Source organism: Chitinophaga silvisoli (genome assembly GCF_003412465.1).
Taxonomy (GTDB): Bacteria; Bacteroidota; Bacteroidia; order Chitinophagales; family Chitinophagaceae; genus Chitinophaga; species Chitinophaga silvisoli.
The window spans coordinates 239,313-265,324 of record NZ_QTJV01000002.1 but is presented as its reverse complement, the minus strand read 5'-3'; the positions used below and the strand labels follow the sequence as shown (position 1 = coordinate 265,324).

Annotated in this window: 21 protein-coding genes and 1 tRNA gene; 18 read left to right on the top strand and 4 right to left on the bottom strand. The window is 42.6% G+C overall.

What is annotated here, in order from left to right; all coding sequences use genetic code 11:
- Nucleotide 1 precedes the first annotated feature (1 nt).
- From DXN04_RS07195 to DXN04_RS07160, 8 genes are read left to right on the top strand one after another with little or no spacing between them, the layout of a single operon-like run.
- Nucleotides 2-340 (top strand): hypothetical protein, encoded by a 339-nt coding sequence (locus DXN04_RS07195; RefSeq protein ID WP_116852655.1) that lies wholly within the window; start codon nucleotides 2-4, stop codon nucleotides 338-340.
- A 12-nt stretch (nucleotides 341-352) separates the two neighbouring features.
- Nucleotides 353-1,975: a hypothetical protein gene (locus tag DXN04_RS07190; protein WP_116852654.1), complete on the top strand. Its 1,623-nt coding sequence runs from the start codon at nucleotides 353-355 to the stop codon at nucleotides 1,973-1,975.
- 8 nt (nucleotides 1,976-1,983) lie between these two features.
- A complete protein-coding gene (locus DXN04_RS07185; protein ID WP_116852653.1) occupies nucleotides 1,984-5,796 on the top strand; it encodes a hypothetical protein in 3,813 nt (1,270 codons plus the stop codon).
- A gap of 3 nt (nucleotides 5,797-5,799) precedes the next feature.
- Complete coding sequence (locus tag DXN04_RS07180; RefSeq protein ID WP_147319867.1) at nucleotides 5,800-7,023, top strand: P-loop NTPase family protein; 1,224 nt, start codon at nucleotides 5,800-5,802, stop codon at nucleotides 7,021-7,023.
- A gap of 3 nt (nucleotides 7,024-7,026) precedes the next feature.
- The gene (locus DXN04_RS07175; protein WP_116852651.1) at nucleotides 7,027-7,593 is read left to right on the top strand and encodes a TerD family protein; all 567 of its coding nucleotides are present in this window, start codon (nucleotides 7,027-7,029) and stop codon (nucleotides 7,591-7,593) included.
- Nucleotides 7,594-7,602: 9 nt separating this feature from the next.
- A complete protein-coding gene (locus tag DXN04_RS07170) occupies nucleotides 7,603-8,256 on the top strand; it encodes a TerD family protein (RefSeq protein ID WP_116852650.1) in 654 nt (217 codons plus the stop codon).
- 10 nt (nucleotides 8,257-8,266) lie between these two features.
- Nucleotides 8,267-8,800, top strand: coding sequence for an OmpA family protein (locus DXN04_RS07165; protein ID WP_116852649.1), 534 nt, complete (start codon nucleotides 8,267-8,269; stop codon nucleotides 8,798-8,800).
- 17 nt (nucleotides 8,801-8,817) lie between these two features.
- Complete coding sequence (locus DXN04_RS07160) at nucleotides 8,818-9,588, top strand: DUF475 domain-containing protein (RefSeq protein WP_116852648.1); 771 nt, start codon at nucleotides 8,818-8,820, stop codon at nucleotides 9,586-9,588.
- A gap of 182 nt (nucleotides 9,589-9,770) precedes the next feature.
- On the opposite strand, the gene DXN04_RS07155 is transcribed toward DXN04_RS07160, so the two are convergent.
- A tRNA-Met gene (locus DXN04_RS07155) sits at nucleotides 9,771-9,842 on the bottom strand.
- 618 nt (nucleotides 9,843-10,460) lie between these two features.
- On the opposite strand from DXN04_RS07155, the gene DXN04_RS07150 reads away from it, so the two are divergent.
- A complete protein-coding gene (locus DXN04_RS07150) occupies nucleotides 10,461-12,842 on the top strand; it encodes an ABC transporter permease (protein WP_116852647.1) in 2,382 nt (793 codons plus the stop codon).
- Between the two features lie 102 nt (nucleotides 12,843-12,944).
- On the opposite strand, the gene DXN04_RS07145 is transcribed toward DXN04_RS07150, so the two are convergent.
- The 3 genes from DXN04_RS07145 to DXN04_RS07135 form a co-directional block, all read right to left on the bottom strand.
- The gene (locus DXN04_RS07145) at nucleotides 12,945-14,894 is read right to left on the bottom strand and encodes a vWA domain-containing protein (protein ID WP_233525529.1); all 1,950 of its coding nucleotides are present in this window, start codon (nucleotides 14,892-14,894) and stop codon (nucleotides 12,945-12,947) included.
- 175 nt (nucleotides 14,895-15,069) lie between these two features.
- Nucleotides 15,070-16,725: a hypothetical protein gene (locus tag DXN04_RS07140; RefSeq protein WP_147319866.1), complete on the bottom strand. Its 1,656-nt coding sequence runs from the start codon at nucleotides 16,723-16,725 to the stop codon at nucleotides 15,070-15,072.
- Between the two features lie 126 nt (nucleotides 16,726-16,851).
- The gene (locus tag DXN04_RS07135; protein WP_116852644.1) at nucleotides 16,852-20,415 is read right to left on the bottom strand and encodes an alpha-L-rhamnosidase-related protein; all 3,564 of its coding nucleotides are present in this window, start codon (nucleotides 20,413-20,415) and stop codon (nucleotides 16,852-16,854) included.
- A gap of 201 nt (nucleotides 20,416-20,616) precedes the next feature.
- On the opposite strand from DXN04_RS07135, the gene DXN04_RS07130 reads away from it, so the two are divergent.
- From DXN04_RS07130 to DXN04_RS07085, 9 genes are all read left to right on the top strand, one after another.
- Nucleotides 20,617-21,207 carry a Crp/Fnr family transcriptional regulator gene (locus DXN04_RS07130; protein WP_116852643.1) on the top strand — a complete coding sequence of 197 codons (591 nt, stop codon included), beginning with the start codon at nucleotides 20,617-20,619 and terminating at the stop codon, nucleotides 21,205-21,207.
- Between the two features lie 76 nt (nucleotides 21,208-21,283).
- Nucleotides 21,284-21,871 carry an NAD(P)H-dependent oxidoreductase gene (locus tag DXN04_RS07125; protein ID WP_116852642.1) on the top strand — a complete coding sequence of 196 codons (588 nt, stop codon included), beginning with the start codon at nucleotides 21,284-21,286 and terminating at the stop codon, nucleotides 21,869-21,871.
- A gap of 30 nt (nucleotides 21,872-21,901) precedes the next feature.
- Entirely contained in the window at nucleotides 21,902-22,126 is a 225-nt protein-coding gene (locus tag DXN04_RS07120) for a 2TM domain-containing protein (RefSeq protein ID WP_116852641.1), read from the top strand.
- Nucleotides 22,127-22,139: 13 nt separating this feature from the next.
- Nucleotides 22,140-22,703: a cupin domain-containing protein gene (locus tag DXN04_RS07115; RefSeq protein ID WP_116852640.1), complete on the top strand. Its 564-nt coding sequence runs from the start codon at nucleotides 22,140-22,142 to the stop codon at nucleotides 22,701-22,703.
- 28 nt (nucleotides 22,704-22,731) lie between these two features.
- The gene (locus tag DXN04_RS07110; RefSeq protein ID WP_147319865.1) at nucleotides 22,732-23,307 is read left to right on the top strand and encodes a carboxymuconolactone decarboxylase family protein; all 576 of its coding nucleotides are present in this window, start codon (nucleotides 22,732-22,734) and stop codon (nucleotides 23,305-23,307) included.
- A gap of 35 nt (nucleotides 23,308-23,342) precedes the next feature.
- Complete coding sequence (locus DXN04_RS07105; RefSeq protein ID WP_147319864.1) at nucleotides 23,343-23,645, top strand: hypothetical protein; 303 nt, start codon at nucleotides 23,343-23,345, stop codon at nucleotides 23,643-23,645.
- A 190-nt stretch (nucleotides 23,646-23,835) separates the two neighbouring features.
- On the top strand, nucleotides 23,836-24,633 hold the full coding sequence (locus tag DXN04_RS07100; RefSeq protein ID WP_116852637.1) for an SDR family oxidoreductase: 798 nt from the start codon (nucleotides 23,836-23,838) through the stop codon (nucleotides 24,631-24,633).
- Nucleotides 24,630-25,061, top strand: a complete 432-nt coding sequence (locus DXN04_RS07095; RefSeq protein ID WP_116852636.1) for a DUF2147 domain-containing protein — start codon at nucleotides 24,630-24,632, stop codon at nucleotides 25,059-25,061. The genes DXN04_RS07100 and DXN04_RS07095 overlap by 4 nt, the downstream gene beginning before the upstream one ends.
- A gap of 342 nt (nucleotides 25,062-25,403) precedes the next feature.
- Nucleotides 25,404-25,973 (top strand): Crp/Fnr family transcriptional regulator, encoded by a 570-nt coding sequence (locus DXN04_RS07085; RefSeq protein ID WP_116852634.1) that lies wholly within the window; start codon nucleotides 25,404-25,406, stop codon nucleotides 25,971-25,973.
- Nucleotides 25,974-26,012: the final 39 nt, after the last annotated feature.

Genomic DNA, 26,012 nt, shown 5'->3' with positions numbered 1-26,012 from the left:
AATGGAATCAATCACTGCCTACACCGTATCTGTCATTATCACCCTTGTCATCTTGTTCATTGCAGCAATTATCGCTAACCTCATCAAATTCGAAGGAGGTAGTAAACCCAAAGATCCTAAAATCAGGAAACTATGGTTCTGGATCTTATGTCTGGTTAATCCAGTCCTCATCTTTCTCCTTGGTTTCTTCGTATTCATGCCGGATGGCAATGTGAGAGTTGTGAAAAATTACATCGCTGCATTAAGTATTGGCACAGTAGCTGGTTTCTTCTTATATATATTATTAGGCTTCATCCTCAGCCGGCTCTTCACAAACGGTAAGTTAGGTCACTGGTTTTAATCTGCTATTATTATGGATAAATTATTTGTTATCGCCGTAGGCGGTACAGGAATGCGCTGCCTCGAAGCTTTTACACACCTCTGTGCAATCGGCATGTTCGACAGCAAGGAAATCGAGCTTCTCACCCTGGATACAGACCAGGCCAATGGCAACAAAGGCCGGGTGGAAAAACTTATTCAACTCTACAACCGGATTAAATCAGGTGGTACCCCAAACGCAAACACCTTCTTCTCTTCCAAGCTAAACCTCTACCGGTTTTATACTAATTATTCCGGGCAGGGGAGAGAGAACTACAAGAATATCTCCAAATTAAACTCAGGTTCAACTGAACAACAGAAAAGAAATCAACTCATCTCAGACCTGTTCCTGGACAATGAGTCAGTACAGGAATTCGACCTTTCCCACGGCTACCGAGCACAAACACACCTCGGATCCATGCTCATGTATCATGGAATTATTGAGGCTGCCAGAAACATTGTAAGAGGCACAGATGTAAAAGTACAGGAACGGGAATTGGATGAATTCGTCACCAAACTCGAACTCGCAGGCCAGGATGCAAGAGTATTTATATTTGGTTCTATCTTCGGAGGAACTGGTGCCTCTTCTATCCCCATCATCCCAAAGGCTTTGCAGGATTTTATCAGGATTCGATCCAAAGGTGCTGCCAGCATAGACTTCTCCAAAGCAAAATTCGGCTCTACCCTGCTCACTGAATATTTTACTTTCAAAAAACCGAATGACAAACAAAAGGCCAGCAAGGAAAATAGCGTCATTGCAGATGCCTCCTATTTTCCATTAAATAGCCAGGCTGCTTTACAATTTTATCAAAGCGACCCTACAGTACAACGCTGCTACAAGATGTTGTACCACATTGGGTGGCCGGTAGAAAGTAAACCTGTAGATACTGGCAGTTCTCAAACCGTTACAGGAGGAGCGACACAGGAAAATACATCGCACATTACAGAACTCCTCGCTGCCTGTGCCGCCTATGATTTTTTTACCAGAACAAATGGACTGGATGTAGATAAAACAGAATACGTGTACAAGGCAGTTGACTTTAATAACAACGCATTCAGTTTCTCCATTCATGACTTTGTAGGCAATGGTAATAAAGCAGGAGAACGGTTCGCCAATAAGATCGGTGCCTTCTTTTCACTCGCCCATATTTCGCTCACCGTTAATAATGCCGCTAATGGCGACGCTGGCATCAAAGGCTTCATTACCCGTTGTCAGGAACAAAAGATCACGCAGTACAATACCATTACAGATGCTGAATGTGTGGAAATTAATGACTATTTCAAAGCCTTTGCTTACACTTTCGAGAGCGCCCGGTTCACGCCTGGTTGGCTATATCAGGTAAGAAGTACAGTGGCTCCAGGCACCTTCATCTTCGATAGCAAAGCTTTCCCCGATAGTCTCTCCGAGCTGAAGAAATTAGATGTGGGCACCATCTTCCTGGATGAAAAGAATCACTGGCCTAAAGGCGGAATTCTGGCGAATAGATATGACACCTTCATCAAAAAATTGATCAATCTGGGGCCGGAGGAAGAACAACAGGTCAATACCACGAAAGAGAAATTTCTCGCGCATATCTATAATGCAATTACTCATTCACAGGGCTTCCATTTAATCTGAAATTTACAATGAGCAATAAAATAAAAGCCTTAACTATCAAGGTACACGCTAAAACAGAATTACAGGGAGTACAATACGCATGGGATAAAATTCCGCAGCTGGAAATTTTCACCAGGAATATCATCATTCCTGAAATCGCTGTAGAACAGGATGGCGGTGCCGCTGTCAACATTGGTACACTGGTATCTGGTATCCCTACTGTATTTGCAAGAGCCTCTTTGTTCGAAAGTGCATTGAATAACATTATAGACCAGGATGCCGCTGCCTCCGGACTCATGTTGTTTTATAAATCACTGGTGAGCGAATGGAAAGGCTTTATCAGCTGTATCGCGCTTAACTATAAAGACATTGAAGTGAATAGGGTGCCACTGGTGTATTCAGATGGAAAGAAAATAAACGACACAGAAAATGTTTATGAACCTACCGGTGCCTTCGGAAATTCCCTGTTCGAAAGGCAGCCGTTGTGGTGTGATCAGTCCCTGGCAGACAATGCGGAGAAAGTACCATTTGTAGATGTGATTTCTTTTAAGGGAAGTGTCGTAGGAGGTACATCTCCTGATTGTTTCCTCTTTACTGCTGTATCGTATAATATCAAAGACAGATACCCCTTTATAAATGTCCAAAGCGGCCGCTTCGTTGATCCGTTAAAATCTGATTTAAGGCCGGAAGAATTATATAAAATATATGGATATGCCAAACAAATTCTTGACAACATCCAGCAATTCAGACAGCATTTCAATAACCTGTCCTCCGATATTAGACCTTCATATGAGAATATCAGCGCCTGTCTGCAAGATTGGATAAAAGATATGGTGAAATATCAGGAGCAAAGAAACTTTGCCAGACTGGATAATCAAACACCTCCGGAGGTTGGTGCACTCTTTGCCCTGCCTTTCAGTAAACTTTTTAATTATTCTACTTTATTATTTGGCTCCGAAGGTATTATTACACAGGAATCAAGTTCAGAACTCAGTATTCCGTTTGATCCCAAAGACTTGTTACTGCCGGATGCTACTGAAATCGCGCAGATTGATTTTGGGAAGGAAGGTGTAGGAACCAGGAACTATTTATCCAACAAACCAATACTTTTATTGGCAGCTGAAACAAAGGGACAGTCTAATAATTATGCTTACTTTGCCCTGCCACTGACTCCACTGGCCCTGAATGTATTCGGCGCAAATCTGGATGCGTTGACTGGCCTTTCTCCAAATTCCAATGTCAGGTCCCGGATATCTGCCCTCTATGATCCAAATGACAAAGATGGTGAGAAGTTGATAGTTCACCTGAGGTTGTTTACCGATACCGGTAATGAAATCCTCAAACAGGTAGTGTATAAAGTGACGCAGGAAGCTATCATGGGCAAGGACATCCTCATGTGGCCCAATTTTATATCCAAACAATGGAACAGGTATTTCTTATACTCCGAAATACCGCACAATGATGCAAAATTTCAGGCTACACCATTTATAGGAAACGTAAATGACGACTTCTTCCGCATTGCATTGGATGAAAAAGGAATTCCGTTCTATCTGGCAGAAAAAGGACGGGCACTATCAATACCTGAAATGAAGGTTCAGTTACATGTAGCATCGAACAATGCAGTGGCTGACAACAAGTATAAATACGAAATCTATGAAAGCAATCAACCGTTCAAAGGAATAAAGTTTGCCCATGCTGGCATGGATTGCGGATTTGGTATCATTCGGTACAAGTCTTTTGGAGATGATCCTGCATTCCCATGGAATTTGCTAAATACCACCAGGACTTTGTCCCCTGCTTTCCTGGGGGTGGATTTTGGCAGCACGAACTCCTCCATTGCTTATTACTCTGATAGCGATAAAATGATCAAGGAGAATCTGAAACTAACCAACAAAAGAGTTTCATTATTATCCACTGATCTTAAAAATAATGATGAGCGCCCTGCCGTGGAAGATGAAATATTTTTCTTCCAGAACGATGAAATCCTTTCTAATTCTATCAAGTCCGTCCTTACTATTCACGATCCCCGAAGAATTGTCAACGAAAAAGGTAGCCAATCTGATTTCCTGTTGGCACAAGCCGTGAAAGGTGGATTCCCTTGTTTTGAAAAAAATCTGCCTATCGATACCGCATTAGACAACCGGTACTTCCTGACGTATAACAGGGTTGGCAAAGCAGAACTGGTGTACAACATGAAGTGGTCAACACAGAATATAGATAAGAGTTATAAAACCGCTTATCTGAGCACACTGATGTTGCATGTCTATGCACAGCTCTTCGTGGAAAACCACGAGCCGCATACTTTAAAGTGGTCTTATCCATCTTCGATGGGGAAAGACTTGTTAAGTGAATATAGAGCTATATGGGATTCATTGGTAGACATCAGCCCGATTAACAATGGTGTGACGCTGAAAACGTATCCGCCCTCAGACTTATCTGATATTGGGGATGTGCAGGGAAGTACCTGGAGTGCAGGTAATGATACAGGTGGTTCCTGGGGCACCAGTGAAGAAATTGGTTGGGGCAGTGAGGTAGAAACGCAAAAAAAAGAAATAGTAGAAATCCCCTTTGATACAGCCCCTATCCGCTTTGACTTTAAACCATTGGGAAATAAGGACTCCTTGTCAGAAGCATGTGCAGTAGCAAATTATCTGGTAAGGCCTAATGGTGGCTATTCTCTTAATCCGGGTGAATTAGTGCTCTGCTTTGATATTGGCGGCAGTACTACTGATATTACCGCACTTTGCCAGATGTCTGGTGGTAAGGCAATGATCAAACAGAACTCCATCCGCTTTGCAGCGGAGCGCATGGCCCAGGCTACCAGGTATTCTCCCAATTTCAGAACTGTACTGTTGAAAATGTGTGAAAGAAAGGGTATCTCTATACAGGGCCTCAATAAGGGGGAGAATAAATTTTCGGAAAATACGGCTCCTTATTATTTCGAGCAGGTCCTGGATAGACTGGAGCATACTGACTTTAATACCTTCTACCGGCTCGTTGCTGCTGAATGCCAGGAGATGATGAGTGTGAATTTATATATCACAGGGCTGATTATGTTCTATGCCGGTCAGCTGGTACATAAACTGCGTACTGAAATAGTTCGGTCTGAAGACGCACCTCCTGCTGTAAAAAATACCCCTCCAAAGATCAGGATTGCCTTTGCTGGTAAAGGCGCACGGATCTTTGACTGGTTCAATGCTGTGGATCCATCTGCCGCCAATACTTACTATACTCAGATGTTCATAAGAGGCATTGGTGGCGAAGCCGTGGCAAAGAAAACCATTATGCCTGTGAGCCAGAATCCACTGAAAATAATAGATATCAATTCTCAGAAAGCAGATAACTATACTGACGTGAAATATGAAGTGTCTAAGGGTCTGGCTATTCCTACAGATAATACCAAGATCCTGGTACCTGCCAATAAACAGGCAATTGAGATTTTGGGAGAAGATCATTTTTGCATTGTGATGCCTAACGGAGAATTTAAATATCTGGAGTCTACTAATTCTATCACACCAGAAATGCTGGAACATATTGGTGATCACTTCATCAATTATCCTCCCCAGGGCAGCCAGCCTTGTCCGCGGTTCATGGACTTTGCAGATCTGTTTTATAAGGTGGCCTCCGCTATGTTCGGGCTAAAGATGAGCTCCGCAGATTTTATGGCAGGATTCCATGATATGAATATTGAGAACTATATCAAAGGCATACCTGAATTCATCGAAGCGAAGAAACGTAAACTGGATGAACAGAAGAAGTTCGATTACGTGGCTCCGGTTATTATACTGGAAGGAATGAAATTTTTTGAAAAGCATCTGTTGAAAGGAATCAAAATTCAATAAGATATGACGTATCGCATGCTGGTGAGGATCTCAAGACGCTCAGTCTCTTTCTGGTATCAGGCTAGTGGCAATGGATATGCTCCTTTGATAATCAAAGATAGTAGCGAAGTGCTATTGTATTTCTATGTAAATGGCAATGATTTTTTATTTGGAAATTCAGCGAGAGATCTATTTAACCAGCATCATCCGAATGCATATGGCAATTACTTTGAAATTATAAAAGATCCCGCAAAACACTTTACGATTTATGGGAATAAAAAACCTGTAAAACAACTCTTATATTATGGAGTAGAACAATGTTTGTCATTCTTCATTAATACAGTATTATATAAAAGCGATTCAATAGAATCTTATCGTCAGCATTTTTCGCTTCATTTTTTGTATGATGTAGATATAGAGGACAAGGAAAAGGCGCTAATTGAAAGTTTATTCAATGATGCTGGATATATCAACACCGGCAGGGTAAATTATGATGTAGCATTGTTTGAGGTATTGACACGGTATGGAGTGATTACCTCCCGGAATCACGTGTTGTTATTGAATGGACTAAATGGAACATTATATCTCAGGTTGTTTGAAAACTATCAGCAACAACCGCTGAGTACATTGTTCATGGATGGGCAGGGCGCGGATCCCAGGGTGAAATTACTGGCACAGATGATCATAGAATATATCATCGAACAACAATCATTTTTGTCAATTGATAAGGATAAGGAGATCAGTGGGATTTTATCCTTCTGTACCGCTAGACTCAACCATTTGACCCCAGTGATACAGGGAGAAATTGAATTGACAGACGGCAATAAGTACTGGTTCAGGGTAAATGAACGTAGTCTGAATGACAGGTTGCAATACTATTCCAACGATCAGGCTGTGTTTACCGGTATTGATGATCTGTTGGAAGAAAATAAATTGAATATTGATAACACAGTTATTCTATTGCTCGGCGAAGAAATCACTACCCCCTATTTCCTGAATAAGTTATTGAAGAAATATCCACATGTAAAAATTGTAGAAACTGCCTGGTTAAAAGATACATTGGAGTCGATTTTTGCCGGACTGTCAGGGAAAATAGTTGCGCCTCCACAACCGGTAGTGACTAATTTACGACCTGATTCAAAATCATCTCCACCCCCTCCCCTGCCAGTGGCAAAGCCACCTCTACCACCAGTTGTGAATCAAAAGAAACCTTCAATACCTCCACCTTTACCACCGTCAAAAAAATAGGTTATGGCTATTTATTTAGAAAAGAAGAAACCTGTTTCACTTGAAAAAACCAAACCCGGACTGCGCAACATCATAGCTGGTTTGGGATGGGATATAGCAAATGTAAATGGGCATAATGTAGACCTGGATCTCTCTGTTTTTATGATGGGGATCAATGGCAAATTGCCTCGGGATGAGTTTTTTGTCTTTTATAATAACAATACAAGCCCCGATGGAGCTGCTTATTATCCCGGAGATAGCAGGGATGGTACCGGAGACGGGGATGACGAAATCATATCAATAGACCTGGCAAAGATAGATCGGCAAATCGAGTTCCTATACTTTGCTGTTACAATTGATCAGGCAGCAGATCGTGGCCATCACTTTGGCTATGTACATAATGCTTATATCAATATAAGGAATGCTGCTGATAATACCCTTTTATGTCAGTACAGATTAAATGAGGAATTTAAAAATGAAGACTCATTGCTCATTGCAACACTCTCCAGAAATGATGGACAATGGGATTTTGAGGCTGTAGGACAGGCATTTTCGGGAGGATTAAATACACTGGTCGAAATGTATCAATAATAATCAGATATGGCAAGTTTTAATTTAACAAAAGGGGAACGCTTTCCCCTTTCAAAAGCAGCTCCCGGGCTTACAGTGGTAAGGATAGGTATGGGATGGGATCCAAACGATCAGCCAGGTGGACCAGACTTTGATCTGGATGTATCTGCATTTGCATTAAATGCAGGTTTTAAAATTCCATCCGATTCCTACTTCGTTTTTTATGGTCAGGTAAGAATGGGGAATTACATAGAAGATTCACTTGAGAAGGGCTTGATGAGACCCATAACAAAAGATGGGGCAATTATGGGAGCAATTGATGATCCTGATGGAAGACGAAGTGATTGCGATGATGACGAAGATATGTTTATTGATCTCTCTAAAGTCACACCTGATATAGAGCAGATCATTATTTGTTGTACAATATGTAAATATCCACATGATAATAAAAAGGATAGACGTACACTTAATCTGAATTTCGGACAGGTGGATGATTGTTATATAAGAATCATCAATGAAAGCACTGGGGAGGAAATTCTCCGGTTTGATTTAAAAGATAAATACACGAAAGAAGATGCTGTTGAATTTGGTCGCTTATTCCGTGTAGGAAACTCCTGGGAGTTTGAGGCGATGGGACGGGCGCATACAGGTAGCTTACAAACATTGGTTGATATGTATACTTAAATAATTATTTATGGCTTTTAATCTAAGTAAGAATAATGATCCGGTTCCCGCATCTAAAAAGAATGCCTGGGCCTTCATATTGTTTGCAGTAGTAGTGATAGGTGCTGCAATCTGGTATTTTATACCAAAAAAAGAAACGGGTTCTATTGAGGTAGCATTGCCTGCAGCGCCGGCAGCACCTGTAGCTGAACCTGTTCATAACCCCGTTCCTGATACTACTACTACTTCTTCTTCTTTTCTGTTAGCAGCCTCCTTCAATAAAGGCACAGCTGACCCAGTTTCGATATCAGAAGAAGTAGTAAATAAAATCAGGCAATCTCATAAAATCACTATCTATGGCTACGCCAGCAGCGAAGGAACCCTCTCTGTAAACCTTGCACTTGCACAGGAAAGAGCGGAATCATTTAAACAATACCTGGTTTCCAAAGGTATAGATCCAGCCATGATCACCGCTGTGGGGAAAGGAATCGACGACCCCATTGCTTCAAATGACACCGAAACAGGTCGTACCCAAAATCGTCGTGTAGAAGTAAGTATTGAATAATTTATAAATTCCCTTTAATGAATCTATCACAGTACTGGGCTTTGCTCTGGAATGATATTGTTGCTCATCCCGGAACTAGTATCGCTATTATCTGTAATCTCATCATCATTGAAAGCTTGCTGTCAGTCGATAACGCGGCTGTACTTGCTACCATGGTAATGGACCTTCCTGTAAAGGAGAGAGGAAAAGCCCTGAAATTCGGTATCTGGGGGGCCTATATATTTCGTGGATTAGCCATGATCTTCGCAGCCGTATTAGTGAAGATCTGGTGGCTAAAACCTTTAGGGGGTCTTTATTTATTATACCTGGTATACGATTGGTACAGGGGAAATGATGGGGACGAGGAATCCATTGATAAATCCAATAATTGGTTGTACAAATTTACTGTTGGTGCTATTGGTAATTTCTGGGCAACAGTTTGTATGGTCGAAATCATGGATATGGCTTTTTCAATTGATAATGTCTTTGCTGCCGTTGCCTTTTCACCCAACATTATTCTTGTTTGCACAGGTGTATTCATAGGTATTTTCGCAATGCGTTTTATTGCACAGTGGTTTGTGAAACTGATGGAGAAATATAGTTTTTTAGAAACATCAGCGTTTATTGTGATTGGAATATTAGGTATAAAGCTGCTATTGTCGCTTTTAGAACACTTTTATCCGGATAGCGCATTTAGTGCATTGCTGGCGAGCCATGTAGCTGATGTGGCGATATCCGTAGTTACGGTATTGATATTTTTCGTTCCGATTATTACATCATCATTTTTGAATATCCCCAAAAAAGCGTGAGACTTTTCAATAAGGGCCTTCTACAGCAGGAGGCCCTTTTTATTGGCAGGAAAATGTTCCTTATTGTTGTTTGTTGATAATACCTGGAAAAAAGAAAATTGTTATTCCAACAGGAAACCTTTGATAAAATGATTCATAATGCAAAACGCCTTCAAGTCCTAGACCTGAAGGCGTTCATTTTGTAGCGAGGAGAGGATTCGAACCTCTGACCTTCGGGTTATGAGCCCGACGAGCTACCACTGCTCTACCTCACAATGAGGGTGCAAAGATGCGTAAATGATTATACACTACCAAATTTGTTTTAAAAAAATTATTCAAACACTTACATAATGAACTAGCCACCACTTAGAAAGTCTGATATCCGTACTAATGTAACCAAACCCTTCACAGTGATAGATTCCTTGTGAGACCTCTTCCTAAACGATAAATTTTTCAATGACAAAATTGATCGGCTTCTCCAAATCAAATACCTCAATCAGGCAGGAGCTGGTATCCGCTACCATCATACAAGCATAAGTGCAATCCTGTTCAAAAATGAAACCGTTGGAAATATGCAATTGCTGTGAAACAGATGCAAGTATTTACCCCATCATCGGTTGTATTGAAGATGACTAAGGACCTCAAAAATAGAGTTGTAGTATAGTATAATCTCCGCGATTTAATCCAAATCCTGATGGAAAGAGTTTTGAATCCAGGTGCCATTAATTACCTGTATTAAAACCCTATTTAATCTTACATTATAAAACTGAACATAAAATGTGCGGAACCGGACAATTAATAAAATTAAAGAAATCGCAACTGGTTGACTATTAATAAATAATAAAACAGGTACTTTTATTGTTTCGATGCTGCTGTATTCTTAAACTAAGAGCATGTTCAAAAACCATCTCCTCCTGGCTCTCCGTCAACTTCGCAAGAACCGTGGCTACTCCTTTATCAACATCTTCGGTCTGGCCACCGGCATGGCAATCGCTCTGATCATTGGCATCTGGGCCTTCGACGAGCTTTCCATCGACCAGGATATTCCAAACGGAGATCGCGTTGTAGAGATCATGCAAAATCAATGGCCCAAGGGCAGGAACGATGAGAATACGCCCCCCACATATGTAGGCACAACCGTATCCGCAGCGCTCAACCCCTGGCTGCAAAAAGGAGAATACCAGGATATCTTCGCCCAAACAGCGATGACCCTCTGGGAGGGCCAACATTTGCTGGTTACTGATAACAAAAGCATCACCCGTACCGGCACCTCGGCAGAGTTTACTTTCCCCCTCATTTTCGGTTACCGTTTCCTAAGCGGCACCGCCCAATCTATGCGGGACCCAAACACTGCTCTTATTTCAAGATCCACTGCTATTGCACTTTATGGCACAGAGAACGCAGTAGGTAAAACCTTTAAATATGAAAATCGCCGCCACTTCACCGTTGGGGGCGTTTATGCCAATCAACCTTCCAATAGCAGCTTACGTGACTGTGACTTTTTCATTTCGATGGCCAATGAGGAAACAAGTTGGGTCAGGAATGCCGATAATTTTGAGGACCATAATTGCCGCATCTTTGCGCGGCTCGCCGATAATGTCACCGCGGAACAGGCAACAGCCCGTATTAAAAATATCTGCAGCCCTTTTGTAAAGTTCGCTTATGAAAACTATAAGGTGCTTCCGTTTCAAAGCCTCTACCTGCATTACGATGATAGTAACTCCATCGGCGAGGGACGTATCGTTTATGTAAGAATGCTCACTATCATAGGTGGCTTTATCCTCCTGCTGGCATGCATCAATTTTATGAACCTGGCTACTGCCCGAAGCGAAAAACGCGCAAAAGAAGTAGGCATCCGCAAGACCGTTGGCTCGCCACGCAGTCATCTCATTGCACAATTTCTCGGGGAGTCAGTCCTGCTCGCATTCCTCTCCTTTGTCATTGCTATTGTCCTGGCAGCATTTACCCTTCCATGGTTTAATCAACTGGCTGGTAAGGCCATGAGCTTCCCGTGGACGAATCCGCTTTTCTGGGGCCTCTCATTGCTCTGTACCCTGCTCACGGGTATGCTGGCCGGCAGCTACCCTGCTTTTTATCTTTCCAGCTTCCGGCCGGTGACAGTGTTGAAAGGAGCATTCAAAGTTGGAAAAGGCGCTGCCAATCCACGTAAAATTCTCGCCGTGACACAATTCACCATATCACTCACTTTAATTATCGGTACTATTGTCGTATTCCGCCAGATCCAGTTTGCCAAAAGTCAACCGCTGGGCTATGATCAGGCTGGACTGATCACCGTTCCTGATAATACAAATGAATTGGACACACATTATGAGGCGCTTCGCCAGGGCTTGCTGAACACGGGCGTTGTCGCCAATATCGCCAACTCCTCAGCGAACCTCAACGGATTTTACCAGAATAATTTACTCGAATGGGAAGGAATGAGTGAGGAAGCAAAAAACCTCACATTCCGCGATATTTCTGTGAACGCCGATTTTGGTCCTACCATCGGTTGGCGCATCATCAATGGACGTGACTTTTCCCGTGCGCTCCCCACCGATAGCATGGCTGCCATCGTTAATGAAACGGGAGCCCGCATCCTCGGGTTTAAAGACCCCATCGGCAAAACCGTTAAACATTGGGGGAAGTCTTATACTATCATCGGTGTCGCGAAGAACATGATCAGCAATAACCCCTATTACCCGGTGCAACCTGCGATCTTTATGGGTCAAGGTGGCCATTCCGTATTTTTGATCCGCATCAAACCCGGTACGTCGGTACACGCCGCCGTCGCCGCAATGGAGCCGGTCTTTAAACAGTTCAACCCCGCCAGTCCCTTTATCTATTCTTTTGTTGATGAAGAGTTTCAGAAGAAGTTTAATACAGAGGCGCGAATTGGTAATCTTGCAACGGTGTTTTCCGGCCTGGCTATTCTTATATCCTGTCTGGGTCTTTTCGGCCTCGCATCCTTCGTCGCAGAACAACGTACAAAGGAGATCGGAGTCCGGAAAGTGCTTGGTGCCCGCGTAACGGGTCTTTGGGCACTACTTTCTTTCGATTTCATAAAACTGGTGGCCGTGTCCATGCTGATTGCAATGCCCTTCTCTTACTACTGCATGGATCAATGGCTGCAGAGTTATGTGCTTCATACTTCTTTATCCGCATGGATTTTTGTGGTCGCTGGTGTTGGCTTGCTGCTCATTACAATAACGACGGTCAGCTACCAGGCAGTGCGGGCGGCGTTGATGAATCCAGTTAAAAGTCTCCGCTCCGAATGATGTTGGATTTATAGGATTACCATAACTTGTATTTCCTATTTGTTGCATCAGCTAGGAGCTGTTTCACATTACTTTTGAAACAGCTCCCCAAAATAATACTAATCATTTTCTATTATCCAATATCGCTGCCTGCTTTACCATCTGGATAAACTCAGCTCTATACCCTTCTTCATCCTCACCCTTCGCTCCTTTCGCCAATGCCACTGCGGCATCATACTTCGCGTTCCCCTTATATGCTGAATTACGCAACAACAACCCAAAAGTAGCTACCGCCGCTGCCATCCTGAAATCCTCCGGAGCCTCACTAAGATCCTGTACCTTCCATAACATTACCTTTGAAAGCAATTTACTCTTATCTTCCTTAGGTTGTTTATAACGCAACTTTACAGTCAAAACTTCTCCACCATAAGCGTTAGTAGCAACAGTACGCTGGTACTTTAGTGAATCTACCAATGCTTGCTCATTAATAGCACCCCCCTTAGGAACAATTTCATAAAGCGCCGTCACCGTATGACCTACACCCATATCACCCGCATCTTTCTTATCGTCATTAAAATCTTTATTCTCCAGCATCCTGTTTTCGTACCCCACCAGGCGATAAGACTGTACATATTGGGGATTAAACTCCAGTTGCAACTTCACATCCTTCGCAACAGTAAAAAGCGTACTTCCAAATTCAGTGACAAAAGTACGGCGTGCTTCTTCAAAATTGTCTACATATGCATAGTTACCATTGCCTTTGTCAGCCAGCAATTCCAACTTGGAATCTTTGATATTGCCCATTCCAAAACCCAGAACAGAAAGAGAAATACCACTATTCCTTTTTTTCTCAATCAATGTTTCCAGGTCCCCCTCTGAAGATTCCCCAACATTGAAATCTCCATCCGTCGCCATAATAATCCTGTTATTTCCATTCTTCATGAACTGCTCAGTCGCTATATCATAAGCCATCTTAAGGCCATCACCACCAGCTGTAGATCCTCCCGCTGTCAGTTTATCAACCACATTGAGAATGGTAGTCTTCTCACTCCCGGCAGTAGCAGCTAATGCCACATTTGCAGCACCTGCATAAGTGACAATCGCTACCTTGTCTTTACTCCTTAATTGTTGTACCAGTGCAGTCAGCGCTTGTTTTACCAGTGGCAGCTTATTGTATTCATCCATAGAACCAGATACATCCAGCAGGAATACAAGATTCGCTGGTGGCATCTTATCCAGTGGCAACTCTTTAGCTTTCAATGCTACCCGTACCAATTGATGCGCAGGCTCCCAGGGACAGGTGGCCATGTCTGTATAAATAGCAACAGGATCATTATCGGCAGGACTTTTATATTTATAATCGAAGTAATTAATCATTTCTTCAATTCGAACAGCATCAACGGGAGGCAGACTACCATTATTCAGATACCTCCGGACATTAGAATAAGCAGCCCTGTCTACATCAATAGAAAAAGTACTGAGTGGCTGATCACTCACCAACTGATAACTGTTCTCCTTAATAGCGCCATAAGATTCATTCTCATAAGGAACCGCTGCACTTACCGGCGTAGCAACTGCCTTCGTGCGATTATTTTTACTGGATTTCTTACCCTGTGATGCCGTAGTAATTTTTACACCCGCAGTGCTACCATATAATTGACTGGTAAAATTTGTAGTGGGGGCATTTTCACTACTAACAGTAGATACTGCATATCCCAGCGCTTGTTCTTCTCTTTTAATCCCCAGTGCAGTTACAACTATTTCATGGAACGCCTGAGTTGCGGGCTTCATGACTACCGTAATAAATTTCACAGCCGGGCCAACCGTGATCTCCTGGTCGTTAAATCCAACATATTTTATAATTAGTACCGAGTCATTTTTTGATAGTTTCAGCGTGAATTTCCCATTCTCATCAGTTGCCACCCCTGTGGCCGTTCCTTTAATGATAATGGAAGCACCTATAATCGCCTCTTTAGCTGAATCTGATACAATACCCTGAATAGTACGCTGTGCTTGTGCCTGAAAGCTTACGAACATGACAAAAAGCAGGAAAAGATATTTCACTGATCTCATTTGGGAGAATTTTATTATGTGATGCTAGTTAGGTAGCATTTTCCATAAATTCTCCAAAATTTTATTTCATATTCATAAGCAAAAAATTGCAGGTAGTTCAATTACAGTTCGCATACCTACATCCATGCTACAGCAAATCAATCACTTGAAAAAAAATAAGCTAAATTCCTCCCACTCATTCAGGATCCACCATAGATAATACAATGCGCTGTCCTTTGGGCCTGATACGATACAAACCTCCGGCATTGCTCTTTTCTATTATCCCCTGTGTCGCCTTCAATAAGTAAGTGTGCCCGTCAAACTCATATTTTGCCCCTGCTTCCGTTACTGCTTTAAAAGCAGTTTGCGCATTTTCAGCCACGTACAAATCCAAAAACCAATCCTCAGGTGCATTTGTTTTGGCCTTGATACTTAGCCCTTTCTCATTTAATTCTATTTCCAATGAGCCATTCTCTAAAGGCCAGGTAGCCCGCGCTGTAGTTGTATTTACATTTGCAAAAACCGGGTCCTTTCCATGTATCGGAACTTCCTGGCCGTCTTTGTTCATCATTAAACGGAATCCCTCAGGTTTCCCGGCTTTCCCCCATTGAAAACCATCTACAAGCGGAAGCGTATAAAAGAAGCTCTGATTGCTTTTAGTTACATTTTCCAGGTATTTATCAGGAATGTTTTCGTTGAACAAATGAATATCTGTAATACGCATTGTACCATTCTCCCAAAGTATATTGATCCTGTAGAAACGGCTGTTGAACCAAATAGTTTTCTTGTTGCTTCCCGGTAAATCTTTACTTACAGTAAATGTAGTCGCCGGGGTTAAGGGATATGACTCCCTGAACCATCTTCCTGACTTTTCCATGGTCTCTACACGTACTTTCCCTTCACGTTTTAATTGGGCGATGATAGGCATTTGCAATTCCAGACCTTTCCTCATAGCCTCCCAGGTGAAAGAATTTTCCTGCCCGGCCTGCGTATAATTGAATCCTAATGAGAGGTCACCGGAAAAACATTGGAAAAACCAATTAATCCATTGCTCATTACCACCTGCATGATTGTAAACAGGTTCAAGAGTGGTTACTGTCCGACCATCGGCATATTGCCTGATAGGATCGCTTCCAAGCATTCTGAACACCGGTACCGGAAGTTGTTTAGACGCGTGCTGTGCAGGCATATAGGCATTTACACGGCTTGGATAATAAGCCTGGTTCCAATAGCCTCCCCAGAGGGTAAATCCATCTGTCCCTACCTGGTCTTTGCAGTTTGCAGTGGCAACGATCTTATACTTATCATACATATAGTTCAGTGAATGTGCATCAATGACCCAGGATGCTATGGATTTTGGGTAATACCCAAAAATCTCCTTAAAATCAGTGAAGTAAACATCAATAATCTTTTCTCTCTCGGCAGGAGTATACCCTACAGAAAAACCAACATCAGAATGCCAGTCCCAGGAATATTTTCCACGCCATTGAATACCTGCTTTTTCTATCAGTTGTTGCGGAAGCTCCCACCATCCACCAATTTCAAACTGATCTTTCGGCAACGTTTTTAATAGATCCTGGTAACGCTTATCGATTAACGCATCATATTGTAATAAGAATGTACCGCCTAGATGATATTGCTTCATTAGCTTAATCTGGTTAACAACTGTCTGGTATAGCACGTCCCTGGTAATGTTGGGATCCCTTGGCTCGATATCCCGGATGAAGTTGACAATATTAATAATTTTGGGTTCAGGATGAAGTGTGTTGATCTTTTGTCTGGCATCCGCATTGTATGTTGCAAACTGGCATAAAAGAGCCACTAACAAAAAGGAAATTGTTTTCTTTAACATAAATAACATGAACTTTAAATTGGTTTCCTACATTGCATTTACAAAGTAGCACTTGCCTGGTACTTTGCAAAAATGTTTTAATGAAGCAAAGAAGGTCCACCTGGATTTGATGAACCTTCTTTACAATTAATACTTCACAATCTTCTTACTCAGCACCTGCTCACCAATATTGACATTAACAATATAAACCCCCGCAGGCAATGCAGACAGGTTAAACTGCTGACCACTGTAAATCTTCTGTGCCGGACTCACCAATGTTCCGGAGGCATTGTAAATACGCATATACAGCTTTTCTTCTTTTGTAGCATGCACCTTTACTGTTATCGTGTGGGTTGCCGGGTTAGGATCTACAGAAAGTGAAGACATCGTTTCTTTAGCAAGAGCAGCCGCAGCGGCGGTGAATGCCCACTGACCATTTACCTGCCCGGTATTTGACCATTGATGCACCAGCCCTCCGCCTGAAACACCATTGACCTGCAACAACTTTCCACTGTGCTTTGCAATGATTTTATAGTAACCATCCCCGGTTGCAACGATAATAAAGTTCTGATGACTTTCAACCGGATCATGATACGGGTACTGGATTACATTGGTACCATTCAAAAGGGAAGCGCCATTTACATCCAGCGATTTGTTGCTGTGTTTAGCAAGAATTTTATAATTACCATCGCCCAGATGTGTGAAAACAAACTGTTGGTTGGCATTGCCATTATATTCAGAGTGAATAACACTGGCACCATCGGCTGTAGAAGCGCCGTTTACATCCATCTGTAAGCCACTGGCCCTGTTACGTATAAAATACGTGCCTGAAAGATTGGTAACACCATTCGTCAATACCCGTATAGAAGTGGTTTTATCATGCAGTGGAGACCAGGTAATACAATTGTTATTAGCAGTCAGCGTCTCTGTCTGCCCGGTAAAGTTATCATCTGCATACAAAATGACTTTGTATCCTTCGGCTACAGCCAGTGATGAGATGGCATCATCAGGAATACCCTTTGCCGTCATCTGTGCCAATGTATAGTTGCCTACCGGCAAACTGATGGCTGTTCCGCTGTAATTACAGCCTACATAGGCGATTACTGGATCAGTATTACTATATGGCATCGCAGTGAACGCCCAGCTACCCGGACTTACCTTAAACTGCACTGACTTATTATCCTCCTGTAGGAATGTAACACCACTTACACCTCCTAAGAAAGTACCATTTTTCCATACAGTAATACCTCCTACAGTGATCTCTGCGATAAGAGTGGGAAATACATCCTTCGGAACGCTCACAATGGCAGTGGTGCCGGAAGGGGATACCAGGCTTTGCGTAAAAGTATTGCTGCCAAGAGAGAAGCTGGCGGTAATATTGCCTTTTACACTAGGTATCACCCCTAAAAATTGCGTCACCCCGCCGGGTTGTGGTGCAAATATAAACTCAGTATAAGCCGGCTGTGTTGGACGAATCCCCAGTAGATAAGCACTCATCACATACAATGGTCCTGCGGACCATGCATGGTTATTACTGGAATAGCCAGCATTACTGTTACTCTCAGTAAAATCTTCCCACAGGGTAGATGACCAGCTGTTGATCATCGGTGTAAACCGATTCTTCATACGTGTAATGGCTGCGCCTGGATTCTGCTGAAACAGGGCTTCTTCAATGTACATTTCCTGGTAAGGACCTGCATCATTTCTGTTGGTTAATACACTCAGTGCACCGGCTTTCTGCTGATCATTGGCCAGACCCGTGAGTAAAGCCCATGCATTACTTCTGTCATCTACTATGCGGGAAGATACATTGCTGGATACGTAGGCGCGTAACGCACTATTCCAGAAATAATTATTAAAATTATTCTTCACTTTTGTCTGCAAGGTCTGAAAATATGCTGCATCAGCAGTCTGGCCTAGAAGGTTCGCTGTATTAATGGCAGTCTGCAAAACAGAGATATAAAGTGCATTGACAACTGTATTGGCACTGCCTGCAGGTACCGGATCAATGTTCGTCCCCCAGTCAATCCAGTTCCAGGCATCGCTTTGCAAAAGGATCATGCCATCAGAATTGGTGCAGGCAACGCAAAACTGGATGTATTTTTTTAATTGCGGATAGATCTCCTGTAGCAAAGCACCGTCCCCACTATACATGTAGTACTTCCAGAGCGTGGCGACTGCAGCCATGTTCTGATCAGGCAGATGAAAGCTGGTACCCGGGGCAGTTGTATAAAGGGAACCATTTGCTTTCTGTGTATGCATCAATTCACGAAAAGCTTTGCGGGTGAGTTTATTTACACTGGTATCGTAAATGTAGAATGAGTATAAAATTTGTTCAGACACATCTCCCCACCATTGACCACGTTCACGGTCCGGGCAGTCATAATACTGATCGCGCATACATATTCTGGACGTGTTTTTTGCCTTTGTCCACAATGTGTTCAGCGATGCATCTGAGGAATTAAACTGACCTGCTATGTCCGCATCATAGCTGGTCTCCCTGTATTTCAAACCCAGTATTTGTACTGTTCCGCTTACATTTGTAAACTCGTAGGTGACGGTATGGTTATTTGAATTTTGCCAGGCAAAACATTCAAATTCCTGCTCACCTGCTTTGGTGATATATTCCTGCCAGTAAAACCTGTTGACTATCATTTTAATTTTTACGCCGGCAGGTGCATTTACGTGCAGGTAAGGACGCAACTGAATGTTGGTACCAACCGTTCCGGTAATACTGGTATTTGCTGTAATAGATGCAGGGAGCGTATTCTGGTAGTTACTTAAGCCGGCATCTCTCCAAAATGGGATGCCCCTCGGTACAAGGGTATTCCATGGTGCAGCGCCAGCAGGCCCTTTTTTTACGGCTGTGGCCCATGTGGCATCATTAAAACCGGCAGTGGTCCAGCCGGCAGGTTCATTTGCCGCATTGTAGGAGACAGGGAATGCGATCCATTTGTAATCCTGTCCGTTCAGAATTAACTGTGCTGTAGCGCCAAAAGATGGATGAATGCTGTACTTCCAGGTATCATCTGATACCACCACGGCACTTGCATCAAATAATAAACCGCCATTCCCGACAGCTCTTTCTGAGTAACCATTCTGCCCACCTTTATACCATACCAGAATAGCAATGGTATTCTCACCAGTTTGCAGATAGGGGGCAATATCTACCTCATCATAATAGGTATTTACCAGATCAGGACGAATGGAGAGCCCACCATCTTTCACAACCAACTGGTTATTAATATACAGCCAGTATTTGTTTTCCGCAGCAATTTTAGTGAGTGCCGTAAGGGGTTTGGAAGTGAGTGTTACTTTTTTCCGGAATGCAATCCAGGTGTTTGCCGGACCAGCATCGGGAGACCAGATCCAGTTAGCCGTTCCCTGGGAAGGGGGAATAAGGCTGACAATAAAAGAAGTGACCTGGTCATTCCATTCAGTACCAATCCATGTGGAAGAGGATGTAGCATTAAAGGTTTTCCCGGTAAAATTGTCGTCTGCAAAAAGGGTAATCTGGTACCCTGCAGGTAGATAGAAGGAGGAAAGTGCGTCATCCGGGAACCCCGCGGCATTCATGTTTGCAAGGGTGTAATTTCCAACGGGGAATGAGACAGCGGTGCCTCCATAATTAATGTCACTGTAAAATACCACTTGGGCACGGGTGGCTAACGTACAGAATAGCAATAACAGCATTATTGTTTTTTGCTTCATAGGGTGTTGATTTTGAGGATTTATTTGTGAAAACGTGAACTATAGGTTTTTGGATTTCATAAGGGAATTGGAACTGAGTATCGAAATGTAAAAATAAAAACCGGGTTAACTGTCCTTTGCTGTCTATGATGCTAGATGGAGTATGAGCAGAATTTCAAAAATCTTATCTTTATATAACCTGAATACCAAATAAACCCCCAAATGGAAGTCGCAACAGAAATATTCATAGAATCAGTAAGGAAAATTTGCCCCCAATTATCTGCTGACGAATTATCGCTGTTTGCATCAAAACTTAAATTTCAGGAATTAAAAAAGAAAGAAATCTTTCTTCAGGTCGGTAAAGTTCAAAATGCCATTGGCTTTATAGCAAAAGGCCTGGTGCGTTCTTTTTATATTGACGACAAGGGGAACGAAATAACAGTTGGCTTTTATAAGGAGGGCGATTATGCCACACATTATCCTGCTTTTATTACAAGGCAACAAAGTCGTTATACTATTCAATGTTTAGAGCCGACACAAATGTTATGTCTTACCTACGAAGACCAGCAATGGATCTACCAACAGTCTGCTGGCTTTGAACGATATAGCCGTTTGATTGTTGAAGAAATCCTGAAGCGGCAGCAAGCGCGTATCGAAAGCTTCATTTTTGAAACAGCAGAACAGCGTTACCTGGATTTCATTAACAATCACGCCGGGTTATTCAACAGAATTTCACTCTCTCACCTCTGTAGTTTTTTGGGCATAGAACGACAGTCACTTACCCGCATCCGCCAAAAATTATCCCACCAATAATATTTTGACACATTTGAGTCAGGTGCCCCCCTGATTTGTTTTGCAGCTTTGTGTTATCAAATCAAAACGATACACAATGGCAACGAACATACTACTCATCCTCGGGCATCCATCCAAAAATTCATTTAATAAAGCACTGCTGGATGCTTACCAGGAAGGTGCCGAAAGTGCAGGTGCCAATTGCAAAACCATTTATATCTCCGACCTCAATTTTGACGTAAACCTTGCCGATGGCTATAATACCGGCAAAACCGACCAATTGGAAGAAGACCTGGTGGCAGCACAAGAACTATTTCAATGGGCCAACCATGTAGTATTCGTATTTCCCAACTGGTGGGGCGCTATGCCTGCAATCACAAAGGGATTTATTGACCGGCTTTTTCTTCCCGGATTTGCCTTTAAAAATCATTCAGGCAAAAATTTCCCCGAACAATTACTGAAAGGAAAAAGCATGAGGATCATCGTAACCATGGACACTCCTAAGTTCTGGTTCTACCTTGTTCACAGGGCTTCACTTTATCTCATACTCAAAAAAGTAGTATTTGGTTATGTTGGCTTTAAGCCCATTCGCTTTTCCACTTTCGGATTTATGAGAAAATCAACCGCGATACAAAGAAATAAATGGTTGAACAAAACAGCGCATTTAGGTAAACAATTTATTTAATCATTTCCTGACAAATTAAAAATAAATACGATGACAAAGTCAACAAACGGGTACAAGACTGCCCATATCAATCCCAAAAAAGGTTTCAGGATTCACCTGCTGGTTTTCCTGTTAGTTACTCCCATCATCTGGCTGGTATGGTATGTCACAGACAGAACTTATCCCTGGCCATTATGGAGCACTCCTGCATGGGCAATAGGCGTGCTATTCCACTATCTCGGTGTATATGTTTTCAGGCAATCAGCTAACAAATAAAATTTTATCAATCATGGATCAGCAACAAACAACTTTCAGGCGCATCGTAACAGGTCATGATGTCGACCACAAATCTATCATCGTTTCAGATGCACCCCCCGCATTTACACAATTAATCGGTGGGCCCGGTGGACCAACCTTCTTTGAAATGTGGCATACGATGGAGACACCTGCACTCATTCATCCTCAACCGGATGACTTAGATGAAACAAAATTAGTGCTGGCACCACCTAAAAACGGCACCCGCATCCGGGTAATTGAATTTCCTCCTGAAGGAAATGAAATAAAAAGCCTCACCGGGATAACTGCTGCAGAAAAATTTAAAACGATGGGCGCAGAAAACGCTTTTAATTCATCTGAAGAAGGAGCACCACACTCACTAATGCACCGCACAAAAACTGTTGACTACGGAATTGTGCTGGAAGGAGAAATCATCATGATACTTGATCGTGAAGAAACGACCATCAAAGCCGGGGATATCGTCATCCAAAATGGCACCAACCATGCATGGGCCAACCGCTCCGGAAAAATATGCCGGATGGCTTTTGTACTCATTGACGGACAATTCACTTTTTAATATTAATAAACAATTCAAAATAAAATTTATGCGTATCAAACCATTGTCGCCCGATACACTGGGCGCAGAACTCCGCTTTGTTCACGATGAAATAACCAACCTTGTTGGTCACAGCCAAAAGGAGGTAAACATGACAGATACCAACGGCGGATTACTGGGCCCATTTGCCCCCATGCTTCATTTTCCACAGTTTGGTATCCCGGCTTTAAGTTTTTTAAGAACACTTGATATGAATGCCTCCCTTGCAAAGGATGTAAGGGAAGTGGCTATACTTACTGTTGCCGCCGCTTATGGAGCAAAGTTCGAGCTATATGCACATGAAATAATGGCTGCGACATTTGGACTCTCTCCTTCGGCCATTGCAACATTGGCAGCAGGAGGAAGACCGAATGAGCTAGATGAACAGCAAGCCATCGCTCATGATGTTGCACATGCATTGGTGACCGGCCGCATTGTTCCCGATTCAACTTACAAACAAGCTGTGACGATGGTGGGGAAAGAAGGTGCAGGAGAATTAATATTTCTCATAGCTGCTTATTGTTTAATAGCACTTGTATTGAACGGGTTTGATATGCCTGCGCCGGATAATAACCAGGATCTCTGAAGCCTGTTTTTCCAGTCCTTTCAATCAAAATGGAGATGGCGGAATGCCTCTTTATCAATGACGGTAATGCTGTTGCAAAACAACAGGTGATAGATAATTATCGCGCAGAGCCGGCCATACCGTTTACTAACAAGGTGATACTGACTCATGAAAATTTTTGTTCAGTAAGCAAGGTGGATATCAAAATGCTACAGGACATTGTGATTTCTCCAGGCTTGCAGGATAGAATGATAGTTGTGGCAGGAATAAGCACAGTTTACGCTGTAAACACAAGTCATTCACCGTTTTTGTCGCAGGCGGGAGAAGTATCAGATTTGTTGCTTAAAATTGGATTTTAGTGTTGCATATGTTGATTGTAATAAAATAGAACGGTCAGTTTAATTTCGATTGACCGTTCTTTAAACGCTGGAATACCGTTTACCTGTCACAGACACCGGCAATCGCCCTTTTTACTACAAACTTTCGACTTTTGGATACATCCGCTCATTGACATTGGCTGAACTTTACACCCATAACAATGAGAAATATATGGATTTAAAAAATTGTACTATCCTGGTCACAGGTGGAACCAGCGGTATAGGTTTGGAACTTGTAAAGCAACTTAGCGAACAAGGCTCAACCATCATCGTTACAGGACGTAAACAGGAGGCCTTAAATGAAACGAAAAAGCGTTTTCCCAAAATACACGTCTTCCAGAGTGATGTAAGCGACCCGCAAGACATTGAGCACCTCTATGAAAAGGTGACACAACAATTTCCTGATCTGAATATGATCGTTAACAATGCAGGTGAAATGCGCTTGATTGACGTTCTGGATGCCAGTAAGGACCTGGAAAACATAACCCGTGAAATTGATATTAATCTTACGGGAACGATCCGGATGGTTCATCAATTTTTGCCTCACCTGATCAGGAAGCCTACCGCCGCAATTGTAAATGTTTCCTCTGCCATTGCTTTTATGCCTTACTCCACCGCCCCGGTTTATAGCGCTTCAAAAGCAGGCGTGCATGCGTACTCCCAGGCCCTGCGCCTCCAATTGAATAAAACCAGTGTTAAGGTTTTTGAACTGGTCCCTCCGGGAGTGAATACCAATCTTCAGAATGATTGGGTGCTACCACCTAATCCCAGGCAAATGATGGATGTAGATAAATTAGTAAGTATAGTCATCAAAGGACTGCTGAACGATACGCCTGAGATAAAGCCATTCCTGGTAAATGTGATAAAATTTTTAAGCAGGTTGATGCCCAACCAGTTAATGAAATTAGGGCACAGGGAATTTGAGAAATTCAAACAACTTAATAAAAAAACAATAAATAACCCGGTATGAAAAAATCAATATTAGCAGTGTTCATGCTGCTGTTGTCATTGGCATCTTTCGCACAGGAACTACCTGCGGATAAAATTATAGGAACCTGGAAATGTGATGACTACAAGATAGAGGTGTTCAAAGCAGGCAACACTTACTCAGCCAGACTTTTATGGTCGAAAGACATGTTTGAAGCAGACGGCAAAACGTCAAAGAAAGATGTTAAAAATCCCAATGAAAAACTCCGGAGCAGGCCCGTACAAGGCGTTACGCATATTACCGATCTTGTTTATAAGGACGGCGAATACGTAGACGGTAAGTTGTATAGCGTACAGGATGGAAACACCTATAGTTTCAAAGGTAAACTGAAAGGGCCTGATGACCTTGAAACCCGGGGCTACAAAGGTATACCGTTGATGGGGAAATCATTTAAATGGAAAAGAGTTTAATAAACTATAAAAACAATGCTCATGAAAGATAATATAGATCATCTGTCAAGGTTTTGGTTCGTCATTTCCAACGCCCTACCCCCGATAGGATTTTTCCTTTATTTCAGATACAGGAAGACTCATCCCAATAAGGCTAAAATGGCTTTAACAAGCGCCATGATCGGCGTGCCGATAGCGATACTCGGCACGTACATCATGAACACTTATATCCTTAATTAAACCATTTTTTAAGCACTGCTATTACTCATTTCGATAATGCTGAGTTTGGGCGCTTGTGTCCGCCTTACCTCATTTTTACCATATGATAAATGGATGCCCCGCAATGTGTATTATCTTTAGGGAATGGAAGCACTTATAAATCTAATCCTGCAATTTGGTGACCTGAACAAGCAGCAGATTGAATTTTTGCTGAGTAAGGTTGAAATGCTTGAATTCAAAAAAGACGACTATCTGTCGGAAGCCGGGAAGGTGCCCCGGTATGTGGCGTTCGTCTTGGAAGGCGTGTTCCGCTTTTGCTATTATAACAACAAGGGCGAAGAAATCACCAACTATTTCGTAGACGAAGGCAATTTTGTAGTCGATAATCAAAAGTTCGAATCGCAGATCGTGGCATCTGAATATGTACAGGCCGTTACCGACTGCAAGGTCCTGGTATTTAATAAAAAGAACTGGGATGAGATCTCCAACACCATAGTGGGCTGGGAAATGATGAAGGCCAACATGGTAAAGAAGTGCCTTACGGTGGCCATGGAGCGGCGCAGTCCGCTGGTTTCAGAAGATGCTACCACCCGCTATTTGTCATTCATCGAGGCCTTCCCCAACCTCATCAACCGCATCCCGCTTTCTTATGTAGCCTCGTACCTGGGCATCACCCAGCAATCGCTGAGCCGCATACGCCGTAATATCCGTTAAAGAAGCTTTTTACCAAATGGTAATTGTTTTTATGTTGCC